The organism is Streptomyces sp. NPDC088147, from assembly GCF_044741565.1.
In the GTDB taxonomy this organism is placed as follows: Bacteria; Actinomycetota; Actinomycetes; order Streptomycetales; family Streptomycetaceae; genus Streptomyces.
The window spans coordinates 1078105-1090787 of sequence record NZ_JBIUSY010000001.1; the positions used below are offsets into that span (position 1 = coordinate 1078105).

Consider the following 12683-nt stretch of genomic DNA (forward strand, 5'->3'; position numbering starts at 1 on the left):
GAGGAATGAGCGATGACGCCGACGGGGCCGGCCGAGCTGCTCGCCACCTGGGAATCCGGGCTGGCGCAGCACGACGCGGGACGGTCCCTGCTGCTGCACCGGGCGGCCCGCCCGGGGGCCGGCACCGACGAATTGCTGTCGATGCCGGTCGGCGCGCGGGAGGCGGATCTCTTCGCGCTGCGCCGGGCCCTGTTCGGCGAACGCATGCAGGTACGTGTCGAGTGCGCGTCGTGCGGGGAGGCGATGGAGTTCGATCTCGACGCCACGGTGCTGGGCGTCCGGGGGCGGACTCCGGACGGGCCGCTGCGGGTGGCGGAGGACGACTGGGTGGTGGAGTTCCGGCTGCCCACCGTCGCCGACCTCGCGGCGGCCGGCTCCGCACCGGACGCCGCGGAGGCCCGTCGGCTGCTGGTCGCGCGCTGCGCGGTCTCGGCCGTACGGGGCGGGGAGACGGTGCCGCCGGAGCGGCTGGCCGAGCTGCTGCCCGCGGACCTGCAACGGCGCCTCGCCGAGACGGCGGCGGAGGCGGACCCGGCGGCCGACGTGACGCTCAACGTCAGCTGCCCCGAGTGCGGTGGGATCACCCCCGCCGAACTGGACATCACCTCGTATCTGTGGACCGAACTGGACACCTGGGCCCGGGACTTGCTGCTCGATGTCCATCTGCTCGCGAGCGCCTACGGGTGGAGCGAGCCGGAGATCCTGGCGCTCAGCCCGCTGCGGCGTCGTTACTACCTGGAGCTGTGTGCCGATGCCTGACTACTTCGACCGGCTGCTCGCCCGGTACACGCCGGTGCCCGGGGCGGGCGGCGCCGGGGACGCGGCGGGGATCGGGGGCGCCGAGGGTGCCGGGACCAGGACGCGTGTCCGGCCACGGCTGCCCGGCCCGTACGAGCGGGTCGAGGCGCTGCGGTCCGGCCCGCAGGAGCCCGACGAGCCGGCCGCGCTGATCCCGTCCGTTTCCCCACCGCCTTCCGGTCCGGCCGAGTTGACGTACGAGCGACACGAGGTGCGGACGGACCGGCATACGGTCGTACGGACCGAGGCGGTGCGTCCGGACGGCGAGCACGAGCGGCCCGCCGGTTCCGCCGCCACGCCGAGCACGGGACCGCTGTTCCCGCCACTGTCGCAGCCGGCTCCGGGGCCGCGACCGGTGTCGGGCGACAGCCCCCGCACACCGCGGCGGCCCGGGGCGCCCTCGGCATCCGGTACGGAGCGGGCGGCGCCCGCCACCATGCCGCGCGCCGCCGCCACCACTCCCCCGGCCACCGCCGCGTCACTCAGGCCGCGCGACGCCGGCCCCGCCGCCGCCCGGGGCACCGCGCCGAACGGGGTGGGACGGCGCGCGCCCAAGCAGGCCGAACGCGTCGTCCACGTACAGATCGGCCGGCTCGAAGTGAGCGCGGCGCCACCGCCCGGCGGGAATCGCCCCAGCGCCGCCGACCGCCCCGATCACACCGGACGGCGCGGGCCCGCGCTGACCCTGGACGACTATCTGTCGCGCGGCGAGAAGAAGAGGAACTGAGGCCATGAGCAACGCACTTGCCGTCGCGACGGTCACCCAGGCCCTGGCGCTGCTGATCGCGAGCAATCTGGGGCCCGAGATCGATATCGCGGTCAAGGTGGAGACCCGTAAACCGCCGGCCGAGCCACCGGCCGAGCCGACCATCAATGTCTTTCTGTACCAGGTCACTCCGAACGCCTCGATGCGCCACACCGACCTGCCGACACGCGCGTCGGACGGCACACTCATCAAGCGTCCCGCCGCGCCGCTCGATCTGCACTATCTGATCAGCGCGTACGGCGAGGAGGCGGAGCTGGTCAGCCAGCGGCTGATCGGATGTGTGGTCCGGACCCTGCACGAAATCCCGGTCCTGCCGCAGGAGTTGATCGAGCTGGCGGCCGAGCGTCCGTATCTGGCGGGCAGCGATCTGGCCGCGTCCGCGCAGCGGGTGCGCTTCACACCGACGGTGATGGACATCGACGAGACGTCGAAGCTGTGGGGGATGCTCCACCACACGCCGTACACACTGTCGGTGGCCTACCAGGCGTCGCTGGTGCTGATCGAGGGCCGCGAGAGGCCCGTACCGGCGAAGCCGGTGGAGCGGCGGACGGTGCGGGCGCTGCCGTTCGGGGCGCCGGGCGCGCCGGTGCCGCCGGTTGCGGGGGATCCGTCGGTTGCGGAGGAGTTGTCGGACGCCGACGTGGGCGACACCGTCACCGTCACGGCGAAGGAAACGAAGCCGGAGTCGGACACGGGGACGAAGCCGAAGGCCGGCGCGCCCGCGAAGAAGCGCGCGGCGAGCAGGACCGCCACCGCCAAGACACCGGCCAAGCGGGCCGCGTCCGCCTCTCGTACGCGTACCCACACCCGCGGAAAGCCCGGCACGGGCGACGACGGCACGGAGAGCTGAGGCACGGTGCGCGAGACGGGGGCGGGTGAGGACATGGGTACGTACGAGGGGGCGGACCGGGGCGCGGCGGAAGGCGCCGGTACGGACGGTCGCACGCTGGCCGCGGCCGTACGGTCCGTGCTCGCGCGTGTCGACGCCCACGCGCGACGCGCCGAGGACCGTACGCGACCGAGGGAGGGCGACGAGGCCCCAGGCGCGGACACGGGCACGGACACCGAAACACGCGGGGGCACCGGTCCGGCGACCCTGGACGCGCTCGTCAGGTGCTTCGGGCTCAGCGTGTTCGAGCGCGAGGTCGTCCTGCTCGCCGCCGCCGCGGAGCTGGACCCCGGTGCCGGCGCCCGGTGCGCCGCCGCGAGCGGTGATCCCGAGCGGGCGCACCCGACGTTCTCGCTCGCCCTCGCCGCTCTGGCGGAGCCGCACTGGAGCGCGCTGACGCCCGTCGCCCCGCTGCGCCGCTGGCGACTGATCGAGCTGGACGACGAGACGCGGCTGACCACTTCCCGGCTGCGTCTCGACGAACGTGTCCTGCACTTCCTCGTCGGCTCGCCGTATCTGGACGCGCGGCTGCACGGCCTGTTGCGCCGTACGACCGCGCCGGACTCCCTCCCCGTCTCGTACGAACGGGCGGCGGACCGGGTCGCGGCGGGGCTGGCGGGCGCCGGACCGTACGCCCCGTTACGTGTCGAGCTGGTCGGCGGGGACCTGCGCTCCCGGGCCGATATCGCCGCCGCGGGCGCCCGCCGTTCGGGGCTCGGCCTGTACGCGCTGGCCGCCGACGATCTGCCCACCGATCCGGCGGAACGCGACCGGCTGGCCCGGCTCTGGCAGCGCGAGGCCATCCTGCTGCCCGCCGCGCTGCTGGTGGAGATCGGTGAGCCGGACCGTGAACAGGCTGCCGCCACCGACGCGTTCGTGGAGAGCGCGGGCGTACCGCTGGTGGTCTCCAGCCTCGATCCTCGGCAGACCGCCCGGCCGCGCGGCGAGCGGGTGACCGTGCCGTCGCTGGACGCCGAGGAGCAGTTGGGCGTGTGGGCGAACGCCTTTCAGGACGTACCGGCGGTGTCGGAGCACGACTTGCGGGGACTGGTCGAGCAGTTCTCGCTGCCGCCCCATCTGATCCGGTCCGCGGGCGCCGCCGTCGTACGGGATCTGTCCGGTGAGGACGACCTGGACGCGGTCGGCCTCGCCTGGCGTGCCGGGCTCACCGAGGCCCGGATGGGGATGGACGAGCTGGGCCGGCGGATCGAACCGGAGGCGGCCTGGGGTGATCTGGTGCTGGCGGAACGGCAGTTGAGGATCCTCCGCGAGATCGTCGCGCACGTACGGCAGCGGGCCACCGTCTACCAGGAGTGGGGCTTCGAGGCGACACTGCGCCGGGGCCTGGGCGTCACCGCGCTGTTCGCGGGCGGCTCCGGGACCGGAAAGACGCTGGCGGCCGAGGTGATGGCACGGGAACTGGGCCTGGATCTCTTCGTCATCGATCTGTCGCAGGTGGTCAGCAAGTACATCGGTGAGACCGAGAAGAACCTGCGCAAGGTGTTCGACGCGGCCGAACAGGGCGGCGCGCTGCTGCTGTTCGACGAGGCGGACGCTCTCTTCGGCAAGCGGAGCGAGGTGAAGGACAGTCATGACCGGTACGCCAACCTGGAGGTCAGCTATCTGCTGATGCGTATGGAGGCGTACCGGGGGCTGGCGATCCTCACCACCAACATGAAGCAGGCGCTGGACACGGCGTTCATGCGCCGGATCCGCTTCGTCGTCGACTTCCCCTTCCCCGGCGAGGCCGAACGCGCGGAGATCTGGCGGCGGGTGCTGCCCGCGCGGGCGCCGATGAAGGGCATCGATCCGGAGCGACTGGCCCGGCTGACCGTGGCGGGCGGCTCGATCCGCAATATCGCGCTGTCGGGTGCCTTCCTCGCCGCGGAGGAGGGCGACCGGCTCCAGATGCGCCACATGCTGGAGGCGGCACGCACCGAATACCTCAAGCTGGATCGCTCCTTGACACCCACGGAGGTGCACGGATGGGTCTGAACGAGGCACCACGCACGTCCGGCGAACGGGTGGACACCGTACGGGTCGACATCGGCGAGCTGGTGCTCGACGGCTTCGACCGGGTGGACCCCGACCGGGTGTCGGCGGCCTTCCAGGCGGAGTTGGCCCGACTCGTACGGGACCGGGGCGTACCCCTGGCGGCGGACGGCGGCCGGGCCCTGGACGCCCTCTCCGGCCTGCCGCCCCTGCCCGCGACCACCTCACCGCGCCGACTGGGCGAGGCGCTGGCGCGCGCGGTGCACGCGGGGCTCTCGGGGCGGGGTGAGCCACGATGAGCACCACGCACTCCGGGGAGCGGAACGACCAGTCGGCGAACGACAAGCGGCGCAAGCGCAAGTCCCGGACCAAGTCCCGTACCCCGGAACCGAAGAACATCGTCAGCGGCGCCGGCCAGCCCCTGGACCTGAGCGTACGGCGCGAGCTGGAGGAGCGGCTCGGCCACGACTTCAGCCGCGTACGCCTGCACACCGACCGCGACGCGGGCGCGCTCACGGAACTGCTGGGCGCGGACGCGGTCGCGGTCGGCCAGGACATCTTCTTCCGCGAGGGCACCTACCGTCCGGGCACGGCGGACGGACAGCGCCTGCTGGCCCACGAACTGCTGCACACGGTGCAGAACCCGGACGGCCTGGGGGCGCTGCGCGCGGGCCGCGAGCTGGGTGCGGTGAGCCTGCCGCAGCAGACGATGGAGCGCGAGGCGGAGTCGGCGGCGCAGGACCTCGTACGGGACGGAGAACCGGCCCCTGACGTGCGGCGGGACGAGTCCACCCCGGGCTGGCTGCGGTACGCGACACTCGACGCCGACCTGCGGCGCCAGGAGCAGCTCGACCCGGCGACGCTGGTGGACCGGCTGACGAACAGTCTGCTGCGCTCGCTGCGCGGCGACCCGGAGGACCGCTCCAAGCGCGTACGCACGCAACTCACCCGATTCGGACCCGAGTTGCAGGACGCCGTGCTCGAACGGCTGGAGCTGCGACTGCTCCCCTCGGAGCGTGACCGGCTGATCGATCTGGTCGAGGAGGCCGAGGACGGCGGCCCGCTCGAACTGGACGCCCTGAGTGCCCCGGCGGCCGTGCCGGACGTCGTCGAACTGCTGGAACGGGACCAGGTACGGGACCAGGTACGAGAGCGGGAGCGGGGAGAGGGACGCGCGCCGCAGGAGGGGGAGTCAACCGCTCCAGGACAACAACAGGACCAGCGGCGGCATCAGGACCAGCAGGGGCAACGGGACCAGCAGGGGCCAACGTCGAACGGCGGCGTCGGTACCGCCGGGTCCCGGTCACAGCAGCCGACCGGAACGCCCGGCCGGACCTCCCGGGGAACGCAGGCGCCGGGGCAGGGCGGTGGCCGGAGCAGCGCCCAGGGCGCGGGTACCACCGAGGGCAAGGCCGGGGGGGAGAGTGCCACTCCGTCCTCGGGGTCTCGGCAGCAGCAAGGCCGGGACGAGTCCGGTGTTGGTGCGGGCGACCCTGGGGGCAGCGGCGCGCCCACGGCGAGCGAGGAGGAGTCCGCGGCCAAGAACCGGCCCGGCGCCGTGGAGCCCTTGATCGCCGGGGAGCAGCTGCGTGAGGCGGACAAGCGTCGCAAGGACCGTCAGGAGTCGGCGGGTGTGGAGCCCGGCGCTCTGCTGAGGACCGCGGACCTGGGCAGCCGCAGCACGCTCGAAGGGATCCGGCCCCAGGACGGGGAGTTGGAGGATGAGCCGCCGGGCCCCGAGACCGGTACGGGCGGCGAGGCGCAGGAGCTCGATCCGGACGAGGCGTTCGACAGGGACAGCGCCTGGAACACGCAGCTCACGCCCGAGGACTTCCTCCCCGCCTCCGACCTCGACGTGTCCGGCGTACCGACCGCGGACAAGATCACCCCGGACCAGGCCGCCAACCCGTCGATGCCCAGTTTTCCCGAGCCTCCCGGCACCAAGGCGGAAGAGGTACAGGCGCGACGGGACGAGGAGGACGCGGCGGAGGCGGCCTCAGCGGACGACGAGCTTTCGGCATCGGCGGGCGCCGACGGTGACGCGCATGATTCCCCGGCCGCCCGCGCCGAAGCGGAGGGCCGGCAGGCCAGCGCCCTCCAGGCCGAGAAGCCGGTCGAGCAGGAGGTGGGCCCGCCGCCCTCGTCCGACGGTGCGGCCGCTGACCGTACGGGGTCGGAACCGGCACGCGAGGTCAGGGACCGGGAATCAACGGCACCGGAAACAGAGCGATCGGAGCCGGACCAGAAACCGGACGCTCCGGAATCCGAGACGGCGGAACAGAACCAGGGTCAGAGCACGGACCAGGGCACGGACCAGGGCCGGCCGTCGGCGGCGGGAGGCGACGCGCGGGCGTCGGCGGGTGGGACGGCGCAGTCCGGTACGGCCTCCAGCACGCCTTCCAGTACGGCTACCGGCTCACCCACCGCATCCTCTCCTGCCCCTGTGACGTCCCCGGCGCCGACCGCTGACGCGGACACGTCCGAGGGATCCCGTCCGAGTGGCGACGGCCGTTCGGACGGGCAGGACTCCGGGACAGGCACCTCGGCCGAGGCCTCCCCGGCCCGGGACAGCCATGTCTCGGGCACGGGAAGCGCGGCGGGCACCACTGGTGGCGGTGCGTCGGCCCCCGGGACGGAGGCCACGCGGTCCGAGGCTCCCGCTTCAGCTCCGGCTTCGGCCCCCGAGCCCGCCGCCGCTCCCCCGTCGGAGCCGAATCCGGCGGCAGCACCGTCCGACGCGCGTGCGTCGGGCTCCGCGTCTTCACGGACCGTCAAGGGCGGCGGTGGCACGCGCAGCGCCTCGGGCGGTGGCGGAGGCCGCGGGGGCTCACGCGCCGCCGCCCCGGCCAGGGCGAAGCGCGAACCGGCCGCGCCGAACCTGTCGCAGGTGTCACCGGAGGCCGGACTCAGCACCGCGGCGAACCTCAAGCCGCACCGCGCCCTTGAGGCGCTGGGTGGTGTCAACGGCGCGGTCGACAGGACCGTCGGCGAGGAACATCAGGCCCTCCAGGCCGCACCGCCGACGACGGAACGGCCGTCGGGCGCCCCACAGACGTTGAGTGGCGCGCCGAGCACCTCCGCCCCGGGCGAGTACTCCAGTGATCCGGCAGCCCAGGTCGACGCCCCCGAGCGGGAGGAGGCGGAGGTCGAGGGCGACGAGACCCCGGAGGGCGAGATCCCGGGGATGGAGATCGAGGAGCCCAGCAAGATCGAACTGGGCCTGGCGGCCGGGGGGCAGGCTGTCGCCGGGATCGTGAACGGAGTCAGCAATCTCGTCGGCGGCGGCGACCTCATCGACACCGACGCCCTCGTCGGCTGGATTCTCGATCTGCCGACCGAGGACGAGATGCTCGCGCAGGCATCGGTGGGCACGGCACCCGGCGTCGGGCTCGACGGGGAGACCGGTGGCCGCGTCGACGAGCAGGGCGGTGAACTCGACGCCAAGGGCCAGGAGCTCCACTCGTCGGGGCGGGACGACGCCGGCCGGTCGCTGGGCGAGGACCAGATCTATCCCGACGTACCGCAGGAGACGCTGACCGCGGACGTGCCGGGCGCCCAGGGGCAGGGCGGCGGCGCGGGCCAGGGCGGCGGCGCCGCGGTCGGAGGGCGGATCCCGCCGGAGGCGGTCTCGGAGGTCGCGGAACACGAACGCGGACCGCAGCTCCAGAGCGCGTACAGCGACGGCCAGAAGACGATGTCCGACAAGCGGCAGGCCAAGGACGACGACTTCAGGACGTCACAGGAGCGGCACAGGCAGGACGTCCGGAGCGAGATCGAGACCAACACGAGGACCCAGACCACAGAACGCGAACGGACCAGGGCCGAGGTCGAGGAGTCCCGGGCGCGGTGGAGGACGGAACAGGACGGAGAGCTCGACTCCCTCGGGACGAAGAAGAGCGACAAGATCGAGAAGATCCGCAAGGACGTCAAGGACAAGGAGGAGCAGACCGACGAGGACGTCGAGACCCGGCGGACGACGGATCAGGAGGAGATCGGACGGGAGAGGACCAGGGCGGAGGAAGGCGCCAGGAGCGAACGCGACAGCGCGAAGGACGACTCGGGCAGCTGGATCTCCCGGGCGTTCGACTGGATCCGGGACAAGCTCAATGAGCTGAAAGACGCCATCATCAGGGTCTTCCGGGCGGCCCGGGAGGCGATCACCAGCCTGATCACGGACTTCAAGGGCACTGTTCTCGGTTGGATCGAGGAGGCCCGTGAGTTCATCATCGAGAAGTTCGAGGAGTTCACCGAGGCCCTGATCCAGCTGGGCAAGGACCTGCTCGACGGCCTCCTTGAGATCGCCAACGAGATTCGCGATCTCATCATCCAGATCCGCGACGCGGCGATCGACCTGGTCAACCAGATCGCCGACGAGCTTCGGCAGATGGTCAACGATCTCCTCGACGAGCTCGGCGAGATGCTCAGCGGCCTCCTTGACGCGTTGCGCGAAGGTCTCCGGATGGCGGTCGACGCCGTCATGAGCGGGCTCAGGGCCATCATGGACTTCGCGCTGGGCCTGCTCAACGCCCTGGGTGAGTGGGCGTTGATCGCCGCGGACATCATCACCGACCCGGGGGGCTGGATCAGTGGCGCCGCGGCCTCGGCGGAGGACGGTGCCAGGAACTACCTCTTCCAGGAAATCGTCTCGGCCGTCAAGAACTGGTTCAACGAGAAGATCCAGGAGGTGCTGGGCCTCCCCAAGGCGATCTTCGACGCTCTGCTCAACGGTGGTGTGAGCAAGGAGCAGATGGCCGAGGAGGCCTGGCAGGAGGCACAGCCCCAACTGCCGTTCATCATCGGTGAGATCGTCGTCACCAAGATCATCGCCAAGCTCATCCCCGGCGCGGGCTGGGTCCTGGCGATCATCGACGCCCTGAAGGCCGCGTGGGGTGCGCTGAGCGAGATCCTCCAGGCTTTCGGCGCGTTCATGGACTACCTGAAGGCGGTCAAGGGCGGCAACGCCGGCCTGCTGTTCGCCAAGGCCGTGGCGTCGGGTGTGGTGGCGCTGCTGGAACTGGCCTACCAGGCGCTGCTCAGCGGGGTCGCCAGGTACGTGAAGAAGGTCGGCGATCGGCTGAAGGGAGTGGCGGAAGGCTTCCGACGCGACCCCGCCAGGCCGAACTCCCCGAATACCCCGGGCGGGCCCCGGGCCACGCCCCGCCCCCAGGACCCCACGCGCCCGAACAACCCGAACAGGCCGCAGGCGACGGAGCGGCCGAGGCCGAACGACCAGCGGCGCAGGAACCAGGAGACGCGGGACGCCCAGCGGCAGGCCCGCCGCACGGCGGACGAACTGAAGCGCCCGCAGACCGGCCCCGGCCGACGCCCCCGCCCGTCCCGGGGCGCCACCTCCCGCCCCACGACGCGCCGCCCCCAGAGCGCCCCCGCCACCTCCACGCGCCCGCGACCGGACCGCACGAACGACCGCACGAACGACCGCGACCGCGACCGCCGGAACGACGCCGACCGCACCGACCAGAACACCCCCCAGGACCGCACCCGCCCCCGCCGCGAACCAAACACCACAAAGCCCACCCAGCGCCGCCGCCCCACGTCGCCGGCGGCCAGGGCCATGAACCGCGCCAGGCAGACGGTACGGGCCGCCCTCAACCGCACCCGCAGGGCCAAAGACGCCCTGGGCCGCAGGGACACCGACAACCGCCGCCGCCGAGACCTCGACAACAACGCCCGCCGCATGCGAGACGCGTACGCGCGCCGCCGGGATTTGCTGCGCCAGCAGCAGAGGACGCGCCAGGAACAACGCCAGCGGCAGCGGGATCAGCGGCGGCGAAACGAGAACTCCCCGGAGTCGAAGGACGACAGGCTCCGCAGGATCGTGGCCCGCATTCAGCCAAGACTACGGCGCATGTTCCGTCGCGGGACCACAGGCATTGTGCTGGATTCAACGCTCAGCGCGATGCGACTGTGGTATCGGCTGACGGACCTCCGTGTCCAAGGCCTTCCGTCCTTCAACGTCCGGGCTGTTCTCAATCCAGAGGCGCTGGCAGGCGGCGGCTTCAGGTTGACAGGGGATGAGATTCGAGCGCTGGTCCACGAGATCTCTCAGGAACTGCTGGACCATCCTGACATCCAGCAGCGAGCCCTGAGGATGCGGCGTTCGAAGTCCGGCTTGCTCGGCAGATTCCGTCTGTCACAGCCGGTGGAGGTCGCGGAGGGTCCCGACATTCCTGCGGCCGTGCGCTATCTGCGAGAGCGTGGAACCAACTTGAACACCTCCACGCCGAGCGGCGCGTTACATACCATGGACCCTTACAAGCCTCCGCTCTGGAAGGACGAGTCCTACATCTTCGGAAGAGAGCACGAGAGAGTCTTGGAACTGAACTCTCCCGGATTCCTCAACGCGTTCACCCGAGGCGTGTTTGCCTACCCTCAGATCGCAGAGAAGATGGCCGGCAGCGGACTCACGGACCGGGACATCGCTGACTACATGCGCACGTACGTCATGACCGGAAAACTCCCCAAGAGACTCAGCCGAAGAAATCGGCGTCTTCTGCGCAATACGGCCTGGCTTATGCTGGTCCGGGAATCGGTGCGCAACCCGGCGAATATCGGGTTCTCGGCCATGACCCTAGACCTGCTACGCCGCGGGCAAAATCGGGGAGGAATGTCGTGGCACGAAGCACTCGCCGAGTACGAAGACACGCAGACCACCGGGCGGCGCGGAAGGTTCCCGATGTCCATGGCCAAGGCCATGCGCGCTGTGCGTGGGGTCGAGGCGACAGCGGCCGGGCGCGCGCCAGGCACCACCTCGCAGGGGGGAACTCGTGCCGAACGCGCAGAACTGGTACGGCGCGAGACACAACTCGCGCAGCAGTGGGCGAACGCCATCACCAACAACCAGGGAATTATCGGCGACACGGAGGAAGGCGCATTCGAGGAGGGACGCCATAAGCTGAGGGACGCCCTTTCAAAATTCTACGGAACGTAATAAAGGAAACAGTAAATGCTTCACGAATCACAAAGAGTTGTACTGCGGCCGCAGGTGACACGGGAAGATGTCCAAGACATCGCATGGGACTCTAATTGGAACGCCATCGAGGCCGGAGACCGAAGCTCGGATACTCCGGTGGACGTCTGGCAGACGTTCAACGGGGGCACCGAAATTCGCTTTGTGCAGGATCGACCGATCGGCATGCGATATCTCTTGATCCATGGCACGGACTGCGAGTCCGTAGTCACGGATCTGAGGAATGCCGTGCCGACCTGGACTTTCCCGGATGCCCTGTCCTTCGTACGACACGCAGATGATCGCGACGACACGCTGATCGGGCTCTACGCAGTCGCCCTCTCCGCAGCATCCACTGATCGTGAGGCCGCAGTCGAGCAATTGCGCGCAATGGTGGACAGCCCTGACGCTGGAATTCGTCAAGCCGTTGTCATCGCAACCGGCTATCTCGGCTGGCCGGAACTCATTGCCCTGGTGGAGGAAATCCATCGTACCGACCCCGTCGACTATGTACGGACCAACGCAGGCGTCCTACTGGACGGACTCCGCCGCCACGGCACTGCTACCAGCGAGGGGCCATGACTCGCCACGCGGATATTCCCAAGCCCATTCGGTCCGGGATCGTCATCGTCGATCCCGAGCGCGGCACGCCCCAGCGCATCATCGTGTTGCAGTTCAATCCCGACACCCTCGAACGCTCCGTCGCGCCCCAGGCCGCCGGCGGTAGTGGGGACTCCGGTGGAGGGGGCAGTGGAAGCGGGGATCGGAATGAGGCGCTGCGGCTCAAGGGGCCCGCGCAGGAGACGTGGAAGTTCACCGCCGAGATCGACGCGACCGATCAGCTGGATGTCGCCGCGCCCGATGGGATTCATCCGCAGCTCGCCGTCCTCGAAATGCTGGTGCAGCCCACCACCGCGCAGTTACGGGCCGCGTCCCGCCTGGCGCAGAACGGGACCATCGAGATCAGTCCGATCGAGACGCCGCTGACTCTCTTCACCTGGGGAAGCAAGCGCGTCATGCCCGTGCGGCTGACCGAGCTGTCGATCAACGAGTCGGCGTTCGACGTCAATCTGAACCCCATACGGGCCTCGCTCAGCATCGGGCTGAAGGTGCTGACGGTCAGTGATCTGCCCGCCGGGCATCGCGGGGCCGAGTTGTATCTCGCGCATCTCGCGCAGAAGGAGCGGCTCGCAGGGGGTCTGGGGGCGGGGCAGCTCGGGGCTCTGGGGCTGAGTGGTGGCCTCGGTGGCGGAATCGCGATGGGGAGGTAG

The 12683-nt window shown here is 70.7% G+C and carries 8 protein-coding genes; all 8 read left to right on the forward strand.

Features of this window, described 5'->3' with window-relative positions; translation table 11 throughout:
- Positions 1–12 precede the first annotated feature (12 nt).
- The 8 genes from ACIOGX_RS03880 to ACIOGX_RS03915 all read left to right on the forward strand — a co-directional run bounded on the left by ACIOGX_RS03880 (position 13) and on the right by ACIOGX_RS03915 (position 12683).
- Positions 13–759 carry a hypothetical protein gene (locus tag ACIOGX_RS03880; protein WP_401910027.1) on the forward strand — a complete coding sequence of 249 codons (747 nt, stop codon included), beginning with the start codon at positions 13–15 and terminating at the stop codon, positions 757–759.
- A complete protein-coding gene (locus ACIOGX_RS03885; protein WP_401910029.1) occupies positions 752–1525 on the forward strand; it encodes a hypothetical protein in 774 nt (257 codons plus the stop codon). The genes ACIOGX_RS03880 and ACIOGX_RS03885 overlap by 8 nt, the downstream gene beginning before the upstream one ends.
- A 4-nt stretch (positions 1526–1529) precedes the next feature.
- Positions 1530–2414: a Pvc16 family protein gene (locus tag ACIOGX_RS03890; protein WP_401910032.1), complete on the forward strand. Its 885-nt coding sequence runs from the start codon at positions 1530–1532 to the stop codon at positions 2412–2414.
- A gap of 33 nt (positions 2415–2447) precedes the next feature.
- Positions 2448–4448 (forward strand): ATP-binding protein, encoded by a 2001-nt coding sequence (locus tag ACIOGX_RS03895; protein ID WP_401910533.1) that lies wholly within the window; start codon positions 2448–2450, stop codon positions 4446–4448.
- The gene (locus tag ACIOGX_RS03900; protein WP_356510634.1) at positions 4439–4744 is read left to right on the forward strand and encodes a hypothetical protein; all 306 of its coding nucleotides are present in this window, start codon (positions 4439–4441) and stop codon (positions 4742–4744) included. Before ACIOGX_RS03895 ends, ACIOGX_RS03900 begins: the two co-directional genes overlap by 10 nt.
- The gene (locus ACIOGX_RS03905; protein WP_401910035.1) at positions 4741–11394 is read left to right on the forward strand and encodes a DUF4157 domain-containing protein; all 6654 of its coding nucleotides are present in this window, start codon (positions 4741–4743) and stop codon (positions 11392–11394) included. Before ACIOGX_RS03900 ends, ACIOGX_RS03905 begins: the two co-directional genes overlap by 4 nt.
- A 138-nt stretch (positions 11395–11532) precedes the next feature.
- Positions 11533–11994 carry a HEAT repeat domain-containing protein gene (locus tag ACIOGX_RS03910; protein WP_401759606.1) on the forward strand — a complete coding sequence of 154 codons (462 nt, stop codon included), beginning with the start codon at positions 11533–11535 and terminating at the stop codon, positions 11992–11994.
- Positions 11991–12683 (forward strand): hypothetical protein, encoded by a 693-nt coding sequence (locus ACIOGX_RS03915; RefSeq protein WP_401910038.1) that lies wholly within the window; start codon positions 11991–11993, stop codon positions 12681–12683. The genes ACIOGX_RS03910 and ACIOGX_RS03915 overlap by 4 nt, the downstream gene beginning before the upstream one ends.